This window comes from Staphylococcus sp. GDY8P47P, assembly GCF_016892225.1.
Classification (GTDB): Bacteria; Bacillota; Bacilli; order Staphylococcales; family Staphylococcaceae; genus Staphylococcus; species Staphylococcus borealis.
Genome location: NZ_JAFENV010000011.1, coordinates 105,688 through 125,307 on the forward strand (window position 1 = coordinate 105,688; position 19,620 = coordinate 125,307).

The following is a 19,620-nucleotide window of genomic DNA, read 5'->3' on the forward strand; positions in this document are numbered from 1 at the left end:
ATAATATACAAAACGCATTATTTTAATAATATATAATATAAATAAATGATATAATATGTTTAGACTGTATATTGGCGTTCATCTCCATACATACTTAAGAATCAAAATGTAATTCAACACATTCATTTTATGACATCAACTTAAGAGAATGAAATACAACTTAGAAAGGAAAATGAATATGGCACTGAAGACATTTTTACAAAATCAAAGTCGTCGTAAATTTAAATTTATAACGACGCCTTTACAAAGAAGAAATAACTCAGCTTATACACGTAAAATAATGCGTTATGCGCACAATTATGAAGCGAATAAAGTTAAACAACACGATATTCTATATCAAGTAAGAGATGGGAAGAGTATTACAGATAGTCCATATGCTATCTTTAAACGTTTGATTCATCATCCCAAATATCGTAAATATACGCATAAATGGGTCGTCGACACTACCGAAACGTTAGAATTTTATAAAAAGAAATTTGAGAAATATAAAAATATTGAATTCGTGATTAAAGAATCTCCAGAGTATTTAAGGGCACTAACCGAATGTAAGTATCTAATTAACAACTCAACGTTTCCAGCCTATTTCATTAAAAAGCCTGATCAAATTTATGTGAACACATGGCATGGTACGCCACTCAAATATATGGGTCTAGATCTTGAAAATGGCTTACGTGGTTCGCAAAATATTATTAAAAACTTTTTATCGAGTGATTATATCATAAGTCCTAATCGCCATACGTCAGACATTTTTGAAAGGGCATTTAGATTGGACAATATTTATGGTGGGCAAATTTTAGAAATTGGGTATCCAAGAATCGATCTTACATTGAATAGTGATTCAAAAATGCTTATTAATGAATTAAGATCATACATTGATATTACTGATGAGAAAGTATTGTTATATTGTCCTACTTGGAGAGGGGATGATGTCAACACGCCTGAGGAAAGTTTAAATCATATTGTCGAAGAAGTTGAAAAATTAAAACATCATCTCGATTATCAAGTATTAGTAAGGTACATCCATTTATTTATAAAAAAGCAATTAAAAATGAAGCACTAAAACCTTATCTTATTCCGGATTATTTTGATACAAATGAAATATTAACATTTGTTGATTTAATGATAACGGATTATTCAAGTATCTTCTTTGATTATTTAGTCACAAATAAACCCATTGTCTTTTATACACCTGACTACGAAGCATATCAATTTGAAAGAGGAATGTATATCAATGCTCAGGATTTACCGGGACCGGTTGTGCATACCATTGATGATGTTGTGCAAGCGATACAACAAAAAACATATCAATTAAGTAAGGTGCAACATAACTATCAAACGTTCAAAAATACGTATGCGTATCTAGATGATGGAAATGTTACTGACAAGGTGATTGAGCGCGTATTCACCTCAAAACATAAACGTAAAAAGAAAAAGAAATGTGCTAAAAAACGACTATTAATTTATCCTGGTGGGATGAAAAATAATGGTATTACCTCTTCTGTTATCAATTTATTAGAGAATATTGACTACAATCAATATGACGTTACGCTATTTACGAATCGAAGTAATAATGAAGAAATCTTGAATAACCTGAATAATGTTAACCAAAATGTAAGAATTATTTTAAGAGTTGGTCCATTAGCAGCGTCGTTAAAAGAGACGTATAAAGTAGACTTCGTCAGACAACGAGGGCTAATAAGTGCATTAGAACGTTTCTTATATCCAAAACATGTATATGAACGTGAGATGCGTAAAATATTAGGTGAAAGTCAATTTGATTATGCGATAGATTTCAGTGGGTATTCTATGTTTTGGGCGAATCTTATTTTAGCTACGACTGCTAAACGTAAATTGGTCTACCTTCATAGTGATATCAAAGCGGACATGGAGAAAATCGTCAACGGTGTGAAACCGCATTATCAAAATTTAAAAGGTTTGATCACATTGTATGATCAATTTGATAAACTGGTATGTGTTTCTGATGCATCAAAAGAACAAAATATGCACAATATTGCTAAAAAAGCATTAAATAAGAAATTTGTAGCGTCAAGAAACACGATTAATTTAAGTAAAATATCGCAATCCATGTTAGATAATGCTGACCAATTTGAGAAAAATAATGTACCGGTGCTCGTCGGTGTGAATAAAGGGAAAGTGACGTCGGTACCTTTTAAAGAGGATGATTTTAAAATTGTGTCGGTTGGCCGTTTATCACCTGAAAAAGGGTTTGATTTATTAATTGAAGCGGTTGGCAAGGTTATCGTGCATTATCCTAATACGAAATTATATATTATGGGAGAAGGTCCATTAAGACATAAATTAGAACAACAAATTCGTAAGTTGAAGTTAGAACAACATGTCTTTTTATTAGGACAACGAAAAAATCCATTCTATATTATGAAACAAGCGGATGTTTTATCGTTAACGTCTTATTATGAAGGCCAATCAATGGTTCTACTTGAAGCACTATCACTTGGTATGAATGTATTGGCATCGGATATCATTGCGAATCGTTATGTATTAAACAATGGTAAGTATGGGATGTTAGTGAGTCATGATGTCAATGATATTAAGCACGGCTTAGAGCGTTTTATCAAACATCAAACACCCAATTATGAGACGTTTAACGCTCAAGAATACAATCAATTAGCGATAGAAGAGTTCTATAACCTTCTAAAATAATCAGTAAATACAATATCTATTGAACTTAAAAATTCCTAATCCTAAAAGCATTTGAATGTGTAACAATCATGATTGGGATAAAGTAAGTAATAATTTCATGGGGTTAATAGAACGATAAGAAGGGAGTGGGACGACGAATTCAAAAGAATTCTGTCCCACTCCCTACAAATATATTGACAGTAGTTGACTGAATTAAAAGGGCATTTGCAACAAGATGCTTTTAATTTATCTGAGTCGATGCTTTTATAATTTTACTTTATGTTCTTTGTTATATGCCAAATAAGATTGAATGCCTTTAGCTATATCATATTGAGGATGATAACCCAATGATTCAAGTGGTGTAATGTCAGCACAAGAATGTTTAATATCTCCAAGTCTTGGTGCTTTAAATTGGTATGGGATACTGTAATTGAAGCCCTTTTCAAACGCTTTAAAAACTGCTTTCAGATTTGTTTGTATGCCCGTACCTACATTGAATATTGAACCACTTGTTGCTGGAGTATTCAGCACAAGCCACATAGCGGCAATTAAATCATCAATGTAAACAAAATCACGAGTTTGTTCACCATCACCATAGTAAGTAAATTCAGTCTGATGCGTAAATTTATGATTCATTATTGAGATGACACCTGAATAATCCGAGTTAGGATTTTGTCTTGGACCATAAACATTAAAGAATCTGAGACAAGCGCAAGGCATATCATATAAATGATGATAAATCTTAGCATACTGCTCTCCAGCGTATTTCTGTATTGCATATGGAGATAATGGCGATGGTTTTGAGTGAGAAACGGATTTAGGTAAACTTGGTAGATCACCGTAAATGGCTGCCGATGAGGCAAATATGAATTTTTTAATTTGCTTATCGTACGTTCGAATGGTTTCTAGAAGATGAACTGTGGCATCAATATTAATTTGATTAGATAAAGATGGCTTCTCAATTGTTTCAACAACACTCACCATGGCTGCTAAATGAATAACATAATCAAATTGCTCTTGACGTATTAATTGCGTTACAAACTCAAAATCGGTGATATCCTTAACGTAAATATGTTCTTTATTAACAAAGGGAATATTATGTAAGTATCCTGAACTTAAATTATCGATAACATGTACCTCGATATTTTGCTTAACAAAATGTTCGGCTACATGTGAGCCAATAAATCCTGCTCCGCCTGTAATTAATGCTTTCATTTGTGTACTTCCTTTTCTTGATGTCGTTAATTTGTGTAAATTTATTATACTTTATTTTTATAAAAATATAAAATTATAATAATATCGTTCGCATGTGTTTTTGAGTGAAACACCACATCTGACTAATAATTAAAACTTTTCAGATAATATGTATGTAAGCGATTGCAAAAATAACCCGAAGCATAGTAGAATGAAATTAATGATACAAATTATCATTTTAAGTAAGTCAATGTTTTACTGATTTTTATAATTCTTACAAATACATAGGGGGTAATTAAGAATGGTAGTACCTTTCAAAAATGAACCTGGGATTGATTTTTCAGTACAAGAAAATGTAGAAAGATTTCAAAAAACGTTAGAACAAGTTAAAAGTGAATTTGGTCAAACACTTCCAATTGTGATTGACGGTGAGCACATTACTAAAGATGATACATTTGATTCAATTAATCCAGCTAATACATCGGAATTAATTGCTAAAGTATCTAAAGCAACTAAGGAAGATGTTGATAAAGCATTTGAATCTTCAAATAAAGCATATAAAGCGTGGCGTCAATGGTCACATAAAGATCGTGCAGAATTATTATTACGTGTAGCAGCAATTATTCGTCGTCGTAAAGAAGAAATTTCTGCGGTTATGGTATACGAAGCAGGTAAACCTTGGGATGAAGCAGTAGGCGATGCGGCTGAAGGTATCGACTTTATCGAATACTATGCACGTTCAATGATGGAATTAGCAGATGGTAAACCGGTATTAGACCGTGAAGGGGAACATAACAAGTACTTCTATAAATCAATTGGTACAGGTGTAACGATTCCACCTTGGAACTTCCCATTTGCGATCATGGCTGGTACAACATTAGCACCAGTAGTAGCTGGTAATACAGTTCTATTGAAACCTGCTGAAGATACAGTATTAACTGCGTATAAATTAATTGAAATTTTAGAAGAAGCAGGTCTTCCTAAAGGTGTTGTCAACTTTGTACCTGGTGATCCTAAAGAAATTGGTGACTATTTAGTTGATTCTGTGCATACACACTTTGTTACGTTCACAGGTTCTCGTGCAACTGGTACACGTATTTATGAACGTAGTGCAGTGGTTCAAGAAGGCCAAACATTCTTAAAACGTGTTATTGCAGAAATGGGCGGTAAAGATGCGATTGTCGTTGATGAAAATATTGATACGGATTTAGCTGCAGAGTCAATCGTAACGTCAGCATTTGGCTTCTCTGGCCAAAAATGCTCAGCATGTTCACGTGCTATCGTACACAGTTCAGTTTATGATGAAGTCTTAGAAAAAGCAGTAGCATTAACAAAAGAATTAACAGTTGGCAATACTGTAGATAATACATTTATGGGTCCTGTAATTAATAAAAAACAATTCGACAAAATTAAAAAATATATCGAAATTGGTGGTAAAGAAGGTAAAATTGAAATTGGCGGCGAAGCTGATGATTCAACAGGTTACTTCATTAAACCAACCATTATTTCAGGATTAAAATCATCTGACCAAGTAATGCAAGAAGAAATCTTTGGTCCGGTGGTTGGCTTTACTAAATTTGATAATTTCGAAGAAGCAATTGAAATTGCGAATGATACAGACTATGGTTTAACAGGTGCAGTGATTACGAATAATCGTGAGAACTGGATTAAAGCAGTGAATGAATTCGATGTAGGTAACTTATACCTTAACCGTGGATGTACTGCAGCAGTTGTAGGTTATCATCCATTTGGTGGCTTCAAAATGTCTGGTACAGATGCCAAAACAGGTAGTCCAGACTACTTATTAAACTTCTTAGAACAAAAAGTCGTTTCAGAAATGTTCTAAGATCAAAAAACATTTTATAAATATAAAGCTGGGAGTGGGACGATGAATTTAAAAAGAATTCAGTCCCACTCCCTTATATTATAGATTCTATTACAGCGCATTGTTAATGAAATAAAACAGAAAATGATGTGGATTATGAATTAAGTTGTGTGTAATCTTGCCCGTGTAACATCCATCGTACGCCATATTTATCAGTGAAGGCACCCATTTTTCCACCCCAGAATTGTTCTTTAAGCGGCATTTCGATGTTTACAGAGTCGTGATTTTTAATTTTATCGTAAAATTGTTGAACTTTATCTGAATCGTTATGATCATTGACATCGAAATCGATAAGCAGTGAAATACCATTATTAATATTCTCTACACGTCCAAATGAATCGGAACATAAGATTTTGACGCCTAATACTTCGAATTCTGCGTGCATAGTAGCGTCCGCAGCTTGTTCTTTCGTCATGCCAAATTGTTCTGCTTGTGCTTCGCTAATGTCTAATCTTTTAACGTTTGTAGCGCCAAAGACGTCCTCGTAATAGGATATTGCCTCTTTTGCATTTTCGAATGCTAAATATGGAAATAATTCAGTCATGATTTAACCCCTTTTTATTAGTTTATAACCAATGCCATTATATATTGATTTATAATAAATAGCGATTAATACCTATTGACGACTATAAAAAAACATGAAGAAGTAGCTTTGATGCCTACTTCCTCATGTTGATTTAATCGTGTGCTTTGACATTGATAAGTTTATGAAAAATTTGGTCCATTTGCTTAGGTTTGATTTCTACATTTTCATCCTTTTTCCAATCCATAAATGCATTTAGCACGGAACCGAAGACATAGAATACTAAACTCTTAGGAACGACACCGTCAACAGTAATGCGATGCATGTTTGCTTTGAAGTCGTTCTGCATGATTTCAATCAAATAGTTATTGCGCGCTTCATAAAATGCTTTATCATTGAATTGTTTATGTTCAATTCTAGATATTTCTTCTTTATTAAATGTATTGGCTAGTGTTTGAAAAGGATTATTCAAACGTTCTTTAATGTCAGTCGCAAAATAATCATCATGTGTTAATTTCAATAGCTGATTTAATAATTCGAATTTATCATAAAAGTGTTTGTAAAACGTCGTGCGATGCACACCAGCATTTTTGCAAATCATATTTACCGTTATAGTTGAAAATGCTTCTTCTTCTAGCAACGAATATAGACTATCTGTTAATGCTTTTTTGGTCTTAATTACCCGTAAGTCTTTATCATTCAAAATTGTTCTCCCCTAACATCTATAGAAGAATCTAATCATTTTATAGAAACATAATATCTAATTATAGATTATATAAATACATAAATAAACATGTATTTACATTAAAGATGTAAATAACGTATAAAAATTAAACTGATATGAAAATTCTGAAATATCGTGTACGATGATTTAGACGATGCGTTTCAAAGCATTGTGAAAGGGTATATGTTATGCAAATAGAAACATTGCTTAACGAATGATATTAAACGAGTTCTGTATGGGAGGATTTTCAATTATGAAAGGCAGTAAACAATTAGATCAAATTAAAGAAGATAATAAGAAGCAACTTAAGAAATTATTTAAATATGATAAAGAGAGCGCGCTAACATTTAGTAAAGAAGACCGTGAAAAGGTTCAAGATAAATTTGGCGTTTATGTTATTTTTGATAAGAAAACGCCTATTTTCGTTGGACAAACTGGTGGTTACTCTACAGGTTATCAACTAATTACTAAGGATTTATTTAATAAATTAGGTCAATATAATTTAAAATCAGGTGTAGGGACGACTAAATTTAAAAAAGGCTTAGCTCAACAAAAAGGGGTTAATGTAGACGATATAAAATCAATTACAGCTGAAGATTACAATTTGAAATTCCAATATGTCAATGTTAAAAATGAACCAGCATTTATTAACGTTTTAGAAATTTTAGCCATTGAATATGCTAAAGACAAAGGTTATGAATTATATAATTTTAATCAAAACTAATGTGATTACTTTACACGTGTAATATGGTTGGGAATTAAGGTTAAGACATTAACGGATTTAAGCAATGTATTTAATGCGACTTTCTGTGTGTCTTAGCCTTTTGTTTTTATTTTCTGAAAAGTGGTATGGAAGAATAAAAGATATAAAAAGTAGGAGATACTATGGCAATCCGTGTCCACTATCAAGACCAAGCACATCGTTTTCATACTGCATGTACATTTTCAGCTATACCTGAAGATGCTAGACTTGTATGGGTTGATTTCGAAAATCCAACTCAAAATGATCAAGCAATACTGACGCAACGGTTCAGTATTGCTAAACACCACATAGAAGCGTCTGAATTTACAGTAACAAGACCTAAAATAAGTACCCATCCGCATAAACAACATTTATATCTCATACTCCATGCGATAAATCACAATGATTTTTCAGCAGAACCACTAAGTATAACTGTAAAGCATAATTGGATGATTACCGTACATAAATATCCCATGAAGGTTTTATCAGACATCATTTCGTCATTCAATACGTTGCCGAAAGAGATAACTGTAACTGAACTGGTAGCCGTCATGATTGATAGATTTACAGAGGAATATTTTAACTATGTCAATCGTGTGGAAGACATTGTCTTTTCTTTTGAAAATCAGAATGTAGATAAAGTTAATAACCGTAAATTAATGGATGATGTCTATCGCATTCGCTCTGAAATTATTAAATTAAAGCGTATATTGATCCCAATGGAACAACTACTAAATGAAATGATAGATGAAACATCATTAAACGTATCACACGAGTATCAGTTATTGATTAAGCATATTCATAGTAGGTTATTAAGGCAGAACGATACGTTAATGGCATGTGAACATATTACAGATGATATCAAAGATAATAATGAGTCTTATCGTTCTAATAGAATTAATGGCGTGATGAATGTGTTAACGATTATTTCATCCATATTCTTTCCATTATCATTTTTAACGGGATGGTATGGCATGAATTTCTCCTATATGCCTGAACTCAATTGGCATTATAGCTACTTTGTCTTTATCGCTATTTCGATCATAGTTGTTGTATCACTCATTACACTTTTTAAAAAGAAAGATTGGTTCTAACACAAATAAAGCGTGGGGAGTGGGACAGAATTCTTTTAAATTCGTCGTCCCACCCCAGCTTGCTTTGCTTGTAGAATTTCTTGATGAAATTCTCTTTGCTGGGGCCCCGCCCGAAAGGGTGACTAGAACTGAGAAAAGCTTGATTAAAGCGCCTTCTCAGTTCAGTCAGCTACTGCGAATTTGCAAAATAGCTTCATTATATTATTTTTGTCCCAGACTGCACTTTATTAATGATTATGTGTCTCTTCGGTAACGTGTTGACTATACTTTCGTTTGTAATATCTTGATAGTTTCATATCATGAACAAAAGAAATTACAGGTCTTGCAGTCATTTGAAGACTACCAATCACAAATAATATTGTGCCAGCAATCATAGTTTGATCACTAAAGAATAAAAAGCTTCCTATCAAGAATATAATGCCTAATACAATATCATTGATTTGATATAGGGCTTTGTAGAAGAATGAAATTTGTTTAGCATGATTATCTTCATTAAATCGGTTTGTATTGAAATGCAAATCAACATCATCTTTATTTAAACCAGCCACAGGTACACCCCCATTATTTAAGTATTGTTACATACTTCCCGTTGTACATTGGCATCAAACTTCGTCATAATGGTCAGAAAGGAGGGGTTTGATGGCGTATTCAATGCTTTACGAATCACCCGTGCAAAATTTAGAACTCATTAGTGATGGCAAGTCACTCACACATCTACTTTATAAATATCAGGACACGACAGTGACACATCCTACTAATCCGGAGCTAGATGTCTTCAAAAAAGCAGTTAAATGGTTAAATCAATATTTTGATGGACAGCGTCCGACTATTGATTTTTCGCTTAAACCAGAAGGTACTGAATTTCAAAAAAGCGTATGGCAGAAATTACAACACATAGAATATGGTCAATTAAAAACATATGGTGAGATTGCACATCTTGTAGGAGAAGAACGCGGTAAACCCAATATGTCTGCACAAGCAGTGGGTGGCGCAGTAGGTAGCAATCCTATTTCAATTATTATTCCATGTCACCGTGTAGTTGGAAAAGATGGTAGCTTAACAGGATATGGTGGCACAATTAATCATAAAATCAAACTACTCGAACTTGAACAAGTAGACATGACTCACCTGTATCGACCTAAACATTCAACCAAACCGTGATCATAGTGAATATAAATAAAAAGAGGCATAAGAGACACCTTGCTAAAAGTGCATGTCTCTTACGCCTCTTTACTATGAATGATGTTATTCAGGACGGTGATATTGACGAATATCATCTTGAATACGTTCTAAATAGTAAATAGATGTGTCGTCATTTGATTGTTCCGTATCATGATCGAATTCTAAATTATCGAAACGTTTAAAGAAACTTTCGTAGTCTTCAACTGAGACTTCATGACGATCATTCAATAATGCCTTATGTCCATCAATATCTAATTGCTTATCGTAACCCTCAACTAGAGTGGCACTAAAGAATTCTCCAACTGAACCTGAGCCATAGCTAAATAATCCAATTGTTTGACCACCTTTAAGTGATCGATTCTCTAATAATGAGATTAAGCTTAAATATAATGAACCTGTATAAATGTTACCTACATGACGATTGTAGTATACTGCATCTTCATAACTAGAAGTTAAACGTTCTTGTGTTGTTTCATCGGCATCATTAATAATAGAATCCAATGCTTTTTTACCCATTTTAGTAAATGGTACGTGGAAACATAATGATTCGAAGTCAGATAGTGATTTACCTTCACGACGCGCATATTCATTCCAACTTTCTTGGAACGATTTAATATAGGCATCTTTAGATAAAGCTCCTGCAACTAATGGGTATTGATGTCCAGTTGGTCTCCAGAAATCATAAACATCCTCTGTATATGCAACAGCGTCATCATTTAGGGCTAAAATACTAGGATTATGAGAAATTAACATAGCCACTGCGCCAGCACCTTGTGTTGGTTCACCACCAGATTGAATACCATAACGTGCTGTATCACTTGCGATGACAAGGACTTTTTCTTCAGGACGTTTCTCAATATAGTCTTTAGCTAATTGGATGGCAGGTGTTGCAGCATAGCAAGCTTCTTTCATTTCGAAGCAGCGTGCAAATGGCTGAATACCTAATAAATTGTGTATTTGAACTGCCGCAGCTTTGGCATTATCAATTGCAGATTCAGTCGCTACAATGACCATTCCAATATGTTTTTTATCATCATCTGTTATAATATCTTTAGCAGCATTAGCCCCCATAGATACAATATCTTGTGATACTGGACTGACTGCCATTTGGGTTTGACCAATCCCAATTAAAAATTTATTTGGATCAACTTGGCGAGCTTCTGCAAGCTTAGCCATGTCTACATAGTATTTAGGGACGTAAAAGTTAATTTTATCAATTCCTATACTCACGGGCACTACATCCTTTCATTATTCTAATTTTTATAATTCATATTAATAGTAGCTTTTTGTGACAATTTCATTTAAAATGCTCACTAATAGAAAGCGTTTTCATTCTAATAGTTAAATGTAATAACGCATGTCGTTTAATAGCGTAATATAATAAAATACGTGAAACCGCATGGTATAACATTGAGTTTGAGAAAACTTCTATCGGCTATTATTAATAATCATATTAATAGTTATTTTACCAAATTAAATAACTAAATTACAATTTATATATAAACTACATATAAGGAGATAAAGAATGAAAAAAATTGCTATAGTCAGTGCTAAAAGAACACCAATCGGTAGATATAAAGGGAAATTAAGAAATTATTCTGCAGTTGAATTAGGAACGACAGCTTTGAAAGGTGCCATCGAAGCTGCGAACATTGATCCTAATATCATACAACAAGTTATTTTTGGTAACGTATTACAAAGTGGCGTAGGACAAAACCCAGCACGCCAAATTGCGATCAAAGCCGGTGTACCTGATACAACACCAGCTATGACAATTAACGAAGTATGTGGTTCTGGGCTTAAAGCGATCATATTAGGGAAACAGTTAATTCAATTAGGCGAAGCGGATGTTGTTGCAGTCGGTGGGGTTGAAAGTATGACCAATGCCCCTCAATTAATTTTAAAAGAGGGTCAAGAACCTGTTGAAAGCTTTATGCACGATGGGTTAACAGATGCGTTTCATTATGTACCAATGGGCGTAACAGCTGAGAATATCGCTGAAAAATACGACATCACACGTGAAATGCAAGATGAATTTGCAAATCATTCACAAGCAAAAGCAGCAAAAGCGACTCAAGAAGGTAAATTTAACAATGAAATTATTAGCATGACAGACGCTGAAGGTGAAGAAATGACTTCAGATGAAGGTGTGCGTCCAAATAGTAGTGTTGAGAAACTTGCAACATTAAAGACAATATTTAAAGAAGATGGCACAGTCACAGGTGGTAATGCTTCAAGTATTAACGATGGCTCATCTGCGCTTATCTTGATGGAAGCATCGTATGCGAAAGCACACGGGTATGACATTCTTGGTATTGTTGGAGACTATGCTGAAGTAGGTTGCGATCCTCAATATATGGGCTATGCACCATTCTATGCTGTTGAGAAGTTACTGAATAAAACAGATAGTAAAATCGATGATGTCGATATTGTAGAGATGACTGAAGCATTTGCGGCACAAAGTATACCAGTTAAAGATAATTTGCATATTCCAGATGACAAGTTAAACATTTATGGTGGTGCGATTGCATTAGGACACCCAATTGGTGCAAGTGGTGCTAGACTTGTCACAACATTAGTGAATGCACTTGAACAAGAGAATAAACGCTCTGGTATTGCAACGGCATGTATCGGTGGCGGACTAGGCATCGCTTTAATGATCGATAAAGGGGAATAATAGTATGAAGCAATTAGATAAGTCGTTTCGACATTTATCTCGTGAAGATAAATTAAAACAACTCGTTGATTATGGTTGGCTAACAGATGACAACTATCATGTATTATTAAATAATCCATTAATTAATGAAGAGGTTGCGAATAGTTTAATCGAAAATGTAATAGGCCAAGGAACGTTGCCTGTAGGTTTATTACCTAAAATTATTGTTGATGACAAAGCATATGTTGTACCAATGATGGTTGAAGAACCTTCTGTTGTAGCTGCAGCAAGTTATGGTGCCAAATTAGTCAACAATACAGGTGGTTTTAAGACGGTTAAAAGTGAACGCTTAATGATTGGTCAAATCGTCTTTGATGATGTCAACGATACAGAGGCTTTAGCTCAAGACATTCAAGCATTAGAACCACAAATTAAGCAAATTGCAGCTGAAGCATATCCATCAATTATAGAACGTGGCGGTGGATATAGACGAATTGAAATCGATACGTTTCCAGAACATCAACTATTGTCATTGAAGGTTTTTGTTGATACTAAAGATGCAATGGGTGCCAATATGCTTAATACGATTTTAGAAGCTATTACAGCACATTTAAAGAATGAATTTCCAAATCGTGATGTGCTTATGAGTATTTTGTCTAACCATGCGACAGCCTCAGTCGTACGTGTACAAGGTGAAATTGATATTAATGATTTAAATAAAGGTGATCGTTCTGGAGAAGAAGTTGCACACCGCATGGAACGTGCCTCAGTATTAGCACAAGTTGATATCCACCGTGCAGCAACTCATAATAAAGGGGTAATGAATGGTATCCATGCAGTTGTCTTAGCAACAGGGAATGATACACGTGGTGCTGAAGCGAGCGCACATGCATATGCAAGTCGTGATGGGCAATATAGAGGTATCGCAACCTGGAAATATGATAAAGAACGTGGACGTTTAATTGGAACGATAGAAGTACCGATGACATTAGCTATTGTTGGTGGCGGTACAAAAGTGTTGCCAATTGCGAAAGCTTCACTCGAATTATTAAATGTTCAATCAGCACAAGAACTAGGTCAAGTTGTTGCTGCCGTGGGATTAGCGCAGAACTTTTCAGCGTGTCGAGCGTTAGTTTCTGAAGGTATCCAAAAAGGCCATATGAGCTTACAATACAAATCGTTAGCCATTGTTGTAGGCGCTAAAGGTGATGAAATCGCGCGTGTTGCCGAAGCATTAAAACAAGCGCCTAAAGCAAACACTGAGACAGCGCAACAAATTTTAGAAGATTTACGACAATAATGATATATAGAAAAGCCACTACGTATGACTTAAGGACTGTATTTAAGTACCTTACTCATGGTAGTGGCTTTTATTTATTCATTTAATGTCATGATTTCATTTAGTAGATGTAATTATAATTACGCGCTGACCATTTACTTAAGTAACGAGTACCGTAAGCATTTGATCTATTATAGTTATATTCAGAAACTTTAATACTTCCATTTTTATATACGGCTTCGACAACAGCAACATGACCATAATAACCTGCAGTAGATTGCATTACTGCGTAGCGTTTAGGTGTATGACCAGTTCTATAACCAGAGCGTTGTGCGTTGTAATACCAATTCTTAGCATTTCCCCAACGATTTGATACAGGTTTACCTAGTTGAGCACGACGTTGATATGCCCACCAAGTACATTGACCTTTCGTATAGTAATTATAAGAAGCGGCTTCAGATACGTGCGTGTGTTCAATCGTTTGATATGTAAAAGTTCCTGCGAACATGATTCCAGTAGCGAGTAAAAGACGTGAAAATAATTTTTTAAATTTCATTGTGTTCTCCTCAAAATATAAAAGAATTAAAAACTGTATTAATCATATTCGTTAAAAAGGTCTAATACAATATAAGAAACGAATTATACAAATAACTGTAATATATATGAAATATAACAGTGTAATTTGTAACTTATTTTACATTAAAGTAAATTTGCACAATTTCACACAGTAGCATAGTAATGTTTTAAAGTTCGAAAGACTTTTAATTTCAAATGCGAGGGTGGACAACGAATTGAATTAGAATTCTGTCCCACTCCCAAAAAAAGCGCCATAAAGGCGCTTAGTGAGATGATACGTCCATGATGTATAATAACAAGTTAGAAATCATACATTTGTGAATTGGTTAAAAACAGCCAATGCTCTTTTAACGATAGTCACGGGTATGTTTTCTGGACATGGATTATTTCGAAAATATGACAATACTTCTACTTGGCTCTTCACGTCTTTAGGGAAATTGCTATCTTGATTAATCCAATTTACCAATTCACCTAATGGTGTGTCATCACCAACAAAATTTTGCATAAATTCGTAAAAGCTCAATGCCTCACCTCTTTAATCAAATTGAGCCTATGTGATTATAACATTTTTTGAAAAGGAAACATATAGGGTCAAACATTGAAATTTAAATATCATAGTGCATGGAAACATATAGTTTTACTTTAAATATTTTTATTTTCTCAAAAATATTTCGTGTATAATGAAATTATAATAATGAACAAAGAGGGTGAGCATTTGGATATCAAACATATGAAATATTTTATGGAAGTGGTAAATCAAGGTGGTATGACAAATGCTTCAAAATCTTTATATATCGCTCAGCCAACGATTAGTAAAGCGATTAAAGATATTGAAAATGAATTAAAGATGACATTATTTGATCGTCAAAAACGCTATCTCGTACTCACGGATGCAGGTAAAATATTCTACAAAAAATGTGAAGAAATTATTGCCTTATATGATAATATTCCTTTTGAAATTAATGGACTATTGGGATTGGAAACAGGCCATATCAACATTGGAATGTCAGCAGTAATGGATATGCAACAATTTATTTATATTCTTGGTGAGTTCCATAAACTGTATCCTAACGTGACATACAATTTAAATGAGAGTGGCGGTAAATCGATAGAAACACGTCTGATCAATGACCAAATTGATATTGGTATTACAACTATTCCGATTGATGAAAATGTCTTTGATTATTTACCTTTATACAGTGAAGATTTAAGGTTGGTTGTAAGTAAAGAGCATGAACTTGCTACACGTGATTCAGTGACGATGGCTGAGTTGAAGAATGAAGATTTTATACTATTTAACGAAGATTTTTACCTCAATGATAAAATTATTGCTGCAGCTAAAAATGCAGGTTTTCTTCCAAATACAGTTTCGAATGTTTCGCAATGGAACTTTATTGAGTACTTATTGCTAGCACATTTAGGTGTTAGTATCTTACCAGAACATATTGCAAATATGCTCAAAGATAATATTAAAAGTATTAAAATTGAAGATACAGGTATGAGCTGGGAATTAGGTGCCATTTGGAAAAAAGATAAACTATTAAGTCATGCAACATCTAAATGGATAGGTTTTATGAGTGAGCGATTGAAATATGATTAAAATCATAGGTCTATACAATTATATAAACTAAAATAACGTCTTATATCATATGTTTTATTTAAGGGTTGGAATGTGTATTCGCATTCCAACTTTTTTATGTAATCAAAATGAAGGTTTGAATACATTTTTCACAATATAAACACATTATTTGAAACTACTAATGATAATCGTTAAAGCGATTACATAGAAAAAAACTATAGGTCGTATTTAAAATGAATATTTTTCTATTTTTGAACGTTGAATTAGAATAATGAATATAGGTTCAAAAATTACTGTAACAATTTCGACATATTTTAGTGGGAGGTCAGTCATCTTGAAAAAAATATTATTTATTTCAAAAGTTATCATACAAATTGCCATTATCATAGTCATTAGTTACTTAGGTAGTTTGTTGCAAACATTATTGCATATACCACTAGCTGGAAGTATCGTAGGCATGATATTGTTGTACATTTTACTTGAGTTGAAAGTGATACGCATGAATTGGATATCTGAAGGTGCAGAATTCCTATTAGCTACAATGGTGTTTTTCTTTATACCTTCCGTTGTAGGTATTATGGATATTGTGTCTGATATCACGAAGAGTTATATCATTTTCTTCTTATTAATTATTGTAGGTACAAGTTGCGTTGCACTTGCTTCTGGTTACATTGCTGAAAAGATGGTTAAACAACCTAACGTTAAGAGAGGTCATCAATAGTATGACACTTATTCAAGCAATCTTAATGATATTGTTAACCGTCGTTATGTATTTTGCTGCAAAAAAACTACAACAAAAATACGATAATCCATTTTTGAATCCAGCATTAGTTGGTTCAGTTGGTGTCATTATCGTATTATTGTTAACACATCAAAACTATCATGATTACATGACAGGTGGTAAGTGGATTAACCATCTATTAAATGCCACTGTTGTATGTTTAGCTTACCCACTATATAAGAATCGACATAAAATCATTGAAAATTTAAGTATTATCTTTACGAGCGTGATGGTTGGCGTAATACTTAATTTTGTGTTAGTGTTTACCTCGTTGAACTTATTGGGTTATGACGAGGAAACCATCGTAACAATATTACCACGTTCAATAACAGCTGCTGTTGGTATTGAAGTTTCACAAGAGTTAGGTGGTACGGATACGATAACAGTCTTATTCATCATCACTACAGGACTAATCGGTAGTATGATGGGATCAATGTTATTGAAAGTAGGTAATTTTAAGACCTCTATAGCGAGAGGTTTAACATATGGGAATGCATCACACGCGTTCGGTACCGCAAAAGCATTAGAACACGATATTGAATCCGGTGCATTCAGTTCAATTGGAATGATATTGACTGCTGTCATAAGTTCAATACTTATTCCAATCATGATTATTTTGTTCTACTAAAGGGAATATATACTTAGTACTCGTTGAAAAAGAGAAAGGGGCTATTGTAATAATGGCGAAGATAAAAGCAAACGAAGCATTAGTAAAAGCGTTAGAAGCATGGGATATTGACCACTTATATGGCATTCCTGGGGATTCAATTGACGCAGTAGTAGATAGTTTACGTACAGTTAGAGATTCATTTAAATTCTATCATGTGCGTCATGAAGAAGTAGCAAGTTTAGCTGCAGCTTCATACACTAAAATGACAGGAAAAATTGGGGTAGCATTAAGTATCGGTGGTCCTGGTATCGTTCACTTATTAAATGGTATGTACGATGCAAAAATGGATCGTGTTCCTCAATTAATTTTAGCAGGTCAAACAAACAGTACATTATTAGGTACAAAAGCATTCCAAGAAACAAACATTACAGATATGGTTTCAGATGTTTCTGTATACAACCACCAAATTAAAAAAGGTGACAACGTATTTGAAATTGTAAACGAAGCAATTCGTACTGCATACGAAAAACGTGGTGTCGCAGTAGTTGTATGTCCTAACGACTTATTAACTCAAAAAATTAAAGACACTACAAACCGTGCTATAGATACTACTAAACCTAAAGCGCCAACGCCAACACTACGTAGCATTAAAAAAGCTGCAAAATTAATCGATAAAAGTAAAAAACCAGTTATGATCGTTGGTGTAGGTGCACAAAATGCTAAAGATGAATTACGTGAATTTGTTGAAGCAGCTAAAATTCCAGTTATTCATACGTTACCAGCCAAAACAATCATTCCTGATGATCACCCATATAGCATTGGTAACTTAGGTAAAATCGGTACAAAAACATCTTATCAAACAATTCAAGATGCCGATTTATTAATCATGGCAGGAACAAACTATCCATACGTTGATTACCTACCTAAGAAAAATATTAAAGCTATTCAAATCGACACAAACCCAGATGTCATTGGTCATCGTTTCAGTGTCAACGTAGGTATCGTTGGTGACGCTAAACTTGCTTTCCACCAATTAACTGATAGCATTAAACACGTACCACAACGTGCATTCTTAGAAAAAACATTAGAACGTAAAGCTGTTTGGGATAAATGGATGGAACAAGACATGAATCAAGAAAGTACGCCAATCCGTCCAGAACGCTTAATGAAAGCTATTAGCAAATATAGTGATGACGATGCGGTATTCTCAATTGATGTAGGTACGTCTACAGTTTGGTCAACACGTTACCTAAACTTATCAGTTAATAATAAATTTATTATTTCTTCTTGGTTAGGTACAATGGGTTGCGGTCTACCAGGCGCAATTGCTTCTAAAATTGCATTCCCTAAACGCCAAGCAATTTCTATTAGTGGTGACGGTGCATTCCAAATGGTAATGCAAGACTTTGCAACTGCTGTTCAATATGACCTACCAGTGACAATTTTTGTTATGAATAACAAACAATTATCATTCATTAAATATGAACAACAAGCTGCTGGTGAATTAGAATATGCCATTGACTTCTCTGATATGGATCACGCTAAATTCGCAGAAGCTGCTGGTGGTAAAGGTTATGTCTTAAAAGACCCAAGCCGTATTGATGAAGTAGTAGAAGCAGCGTTAAATGAAAATGTACCAACTATTGTTGACGTACATGTTGATCCAAATGCTGCACCATTACCAGGTAAAATTGTGAACGAAGAAGCAATTAATTATGGTAAATGGGCTTACAGATCAATTACTGAAGATAAAAAATTAGACTTCGACGAAATTCCACCAATTTCAGTTGCTGCTAAACGTTTCTTATAATAAATATTCAGCGCTCTCATAACGCTTGAGACAAAATTGCCGACAAAACTTTGATTTTGTCGGCAATTTCTATTTAAAAAGTATTGAAACCGTTTTATCATAGGTATATAATATAAAGTAATTGAAAAAAAGAACTGCGTGTTACTATTAAATTAGGCATAAGCAATCAATGAGACTAAGGCATGGAATAGCCTTAGTAAAAATACATTTCATAATTTGGGTTACTTAGAGATGTATTTTTGAAAGTAGAAGAGAAATTAAAGGGACGAGTGTACATGATTTTAAATCACTGTATCGCTATGCATTTCTCAAACTTACTTTTCT

Annotated in this window: 17 protein-coding genes and 1 pseudogene; 11 read left to right on the top strand and 7 right to left on the bottom strand. The window is 33.8% G+C overall.

Features of this window, described 5'->3' with window-relative positions; all coding sequences use genetic code 11:
- The first annotated feature begins 178 nt into the window (after positions 1–178).
- Positions 179–2,682: pseudogene (locus tag JVV30_RS03570) on the top strand (CDP-glycerol glycerophosphotransferase family protein).
- 243 nt (positions 2,683–2,925) lie between these two features.
- Here JVV30_RS03570 and JVV30_RS03575 read toward each other — a convergent pair.
- Entirely contained in the window at positions 2,926–3,876 is a 951-nt protein-coding gene (locus JVV30_RS03575) for an NAD-dependent epimerase/dehydratase family protein (protein WP_204193411.1), read from the bottom strand.
- Between the two features lie 280 nt (positions 3,877–4,156).
- Here JVV30_RS03575 and pruA point away from each other — a divergent pair, with 280 nt between their 5' ends.
- Positions 4,157–5,701 (top strand): L-glutamate gamma-semialdehyde dehydrogenase, encoded by a 1,545-nt coding sequence (gene pruA / locus JVV30_RS03580; protein ID WP_053028852.1) that lies wholly within the window; start codon positions 4,157–4,159, stop codon positions 5,699–5,701.
- 133 nt (positions 5,702–5,834) lie between these two features.
- On the opposite strand, the gene JVV30_RS03585 is transcribed toward pruA, so the two are convergent.
- Both JVV30_RS03585 and JVV30_RS03590 read right to left on the bottom strand, forming a co-directional pair.
- A complete protein-coding gene (locus JVV30_RS03585; RefSeq protein WP_053028851.1) occupies positions 5,835–6,284 on the bottom strand; it encodes a VOC family protein in 450 nt (149 codons plus the stop codon).
- Between the two features lie 133 nt (positions 6,285–6,417).
- Complete coding sequence (locus tag JVV30_RS03590) at positions 6,418–6,966, bottom strand: TetR/AcrR family transcriptional regulator (protein ID WP_053028850.1); 549 nt, start codon at positions 6,964–6,966, stop codon at positions 6,418–6,420.
- Between the two features lie 274 nt (positions 6,967–7,240).
- Here JVV30_RS03590 and JVV30_RS03595 point away from each other — a divergent pair, with 274 nt between their 5' ends.
- Complete coding sequence (locus JVV30_RS03595; protein WP_204193412.1) at positions 7,241–7,711, top strand: hypothetical protein; 471 nt, start codon at positions 7,241–7,243, stop codon at positions 7,709–7,711.
- A 161-nt stretch (positions 7,712–7,872) separates the two neighbouring features.
- Positions 7,873–8,823 carry a CorA family divalent cation transporter gene (locus tag JVV30_RS03600; RefSeq protein ID WP_070854752.1) on the top strand — a complete coding sequence of 317 codons (951 nt, stop codon included), beginning with the start codon at positions 7,873–7,875 and terminating at the stop codon, positions 8,821–8,823.
- Between the two features lie 227 nt (positions 8,824–9,050).
- Here JVV30_RS03600 and JVV30_RS03605 read toward each other — a convergent pair whose 3' ends face one another.
- Complete coding sequence (locus JVV30_RS03605) at positions 9,051–9,371, bottom strand: YrhK family protein (RefSeq protein ID WP_070854751.1); 321 nt, start codon at positions 9,369–9,371, stop codon at positions 9,051–9,053.
- A gap of 91 nt (positions 9,372–9,462) precedes the next feature.
- Between JVV30_RS03605 and JVV30_RS03610 the strand changes: the two genes are divergently transcribed.
- Positions 9,463–9,984 (top strand): methylated-DNA--[protein]-cysteine S-methyltransferase, encoded by a 522-nt coding sequence (locus JVV30_RS03610; RefSeq protein WP_053028846.1) that lies wholly within the window; start codon positions 9,463–9,465, stop codon positions 9,982–9,984.
- A gap of 84 nt (positions 9,985–10,068) precedes the next feature.
- Here JVV30_RS03610 and JVV30_RS03615 read toward each other — a convergent pair whose 3' ends face one another.
- Positions 10,069–11,235: a hydroxymethylglutaryl-CoA synthase gene (locus JVV30_RS03615; RefSeq protein WP_070854750.1), complete on the bottom strand. Its 1,167-nt coding sequence runs from the start codon at positions 11,233–11,235 to the stop codon at positions 10,069–10,071.
- Between the two features lie 295 nt (positions 11,236–11,530).
- Between JVV30_RS03615 and JVV30_RS03620 the strand changes: the two genes are divergently transcribed.
- Both JVV30_RS03620 and JVV30_RS03625 read left to right on the top strand, forming a co-directional pair.
- Positions 11,531–12,682, top strand: coding sequence for a thiolase family protein (locus tag JVV30_RS03620; protein ID WP_053028844.1), 1,152 nt, complete (start codon positions 11,531–11,533; stop codon positions 12,680–12,682).
- Between the two features lie 4 nt (positions 12,683–12,686).
- Positions 12,687–13,961 carry a hydroxymethylglutaryl-CoA reductase, degradative gene (locus JVV30_RS03625; RefSeq protein ID WP_070854749.1) on the top strand — a complete coding sequence of 425 codons (1,275 nt, stop codon included), beginning with the start codon at positions 12,687–12,689 and terminating at the stop codon, positions 13,959–13,961.
- Positions 13,962–14,061: 100 nt separating this feature from the next.
- Here JVV30_RS03625 and JVV30_RS03630 read toward each other — a convergent pair whose 3' ends face one another.
- Both JVV30_RS03630 and JVV30_RS03635 read right to left on the bottom strand, forming a co-directional pair.
- Positions 14,062–14,496, bottom strand: a complete 435-nt coding sequence (locus tag JVV30_RS03630) for a CHAP domain-containing protein (protein ID WP_204193413.1) — start codon at positions 14,494–14,496, stop codon at positions 14,062–14,064.
- A gap of 327 nt (positions 14,497–14,823) precedes the next feature.
- Positions 14,824–15,039, bottom strand: a complete 216-nt coding sequence (locus JVV30_RS03635; protein ID WP_053028841.1) for a sterile alpha motif-like domain-containing protein — start codon at positions 15,037–15,039, stop codon at positions 14,824–14,826.
- 192 nt (positions 15,040–15,231) lie between these two features.
- On the opposite strand from JVV30_RS03635, the gene cidR reads away from it, so the two are divergent.
- The 4 genes from cidR to JVV30_RS03655 all read left to right on the top strand — a co-directional run bounded on the left by cidR (position 15,232) and on the right by JVV30_RS03655 (position 19,296).
- A complete protein-coding gene (cidR, locus tag JVV30_RS03640) occupies positions 15,232–16,116 on the top strand; it encodes a cidABC operon transcriptional activator CidR (protein ID WP_053028840.1) in 885 nt (294 codons plus the stop codon).
- A 313-nt stretch (positions 16,117–16,429) separates the two neighbouring features.
- Positions 16,430–16,816, top strand: coding sequence for a CidA/LrgA family protein (locus tag JVV30_RS03645; RefSeq protein WP_070854747.1), 387 nt, complete (start codon positions 16,430–16,432; stop codon positions 16,814–16,816).
- Position 16,817: 1 nt separating this feature from the next.
- Positions 16,818–17,504, top strand: coding sequence for an LrgB family protein (locus JVV30_RS03650; RefSeq protein ID WP_070854746.1), 687 nt, complete (start codon positions 16,818–16,820; stop codon positions 17,502–17,504).
- 52 nt (positions 17,505–17,556) lie between these two features.
- Positions 17,557–19,296, top strand: coding sequence for a pyruvate oxidase (locus tag JVV30_RS03655; RefSeq protein ID WP_204193414.1), 1,740 nt, complete (start codon positions 17,557–17,559; stop codon positions 19,294–19,296).
- Positions 19,297–19,620 lie beyond the last annotated feature (324 nt).

What these genes read in the sequence shown, in the direction of transcription:
- JVV30_RS03575 (WP_204193411.1), bottom strand. Translation starts at nt 3,876, where the DNA reads ATGAAAGCATTAATTACAGGCGGAGCAGGATTTATTGGCTCACATGTA.
- pruA (WP_053028852.1), top strand. Translation starts at nt 4,157, where the DNA reads ATGGTAGTACCTTTCAAAAATGAACCTGGGATTGATTTTTCAGTACAA.
- JVV30_RS03585 (WP_053028851.1), bottom strand. Translation starts at nt 6,284, where the DNA reads ATGACTGAATTATTTCCATATTTAGCATTCGAAAATGCAAAAGAGGCA.
- JVV30_RS03595 (WP_204193412.1), top strand. Translation starts at nt 7,241, where the DNA reads ATGAAAGGCAGTAAACAATTAGATCAAATTAAAGAAGATAATAAGAAG.
- JVV30_RS03600 (WP_070854752.1), top strand. Translation starts at nt 7,873, where the DNA reads ATGGCAATCCGTGTCCACTATCAAGACCAAGCACATCGTTTTCATACT.
- JVV30_RS03610 (WP_053028846.1), top strand. Translation starts at nt 9,463, where the DNA reads ATGGCGTATTCAATGCTTTACGAATCACCCGTGCAAAATTTAGAACTC.
- JVV30_RS03620 (WP_053028844.1), top strand. Translation starts at nt 11,531, where the DNA reads ATGAAAAAAATTGCTATAGTCAGTGCTAAAAGAACACCAATCGGTAGA.
- JVV30_RS03625 (WP_070854749.1), top strand. Translation starts at nt 12,687, where the DNA reads ATGAAGCAATTAGATAAGTCGTTTCGACATTTATCTCGTGAAGATAAA.
- JVV30_RS03630 (WP_204193413.1), bottom strand. Translation starts at nt 14,496, where the DNA reads ATGAAATTTAAAAAATTATTTTCACGTCTTTTACTCGCTACTGGAATC.
- JVV30_RS03650 (WP_070854746.1), top strand. Translation starts at nt 16,818, where the DNA reads ATGACACTTATTCAAGCAATCTTAATGATATTGTTAACCGTCGTTATG.
- JVV30_RS03655 (WP_204193414.1), top strand. Translation starts at nt 17,557, where the DNA reads ATGGCGAAGATAAAAGCAAACGAAGCATTAGTAAAAGCGTTAGAAGCA.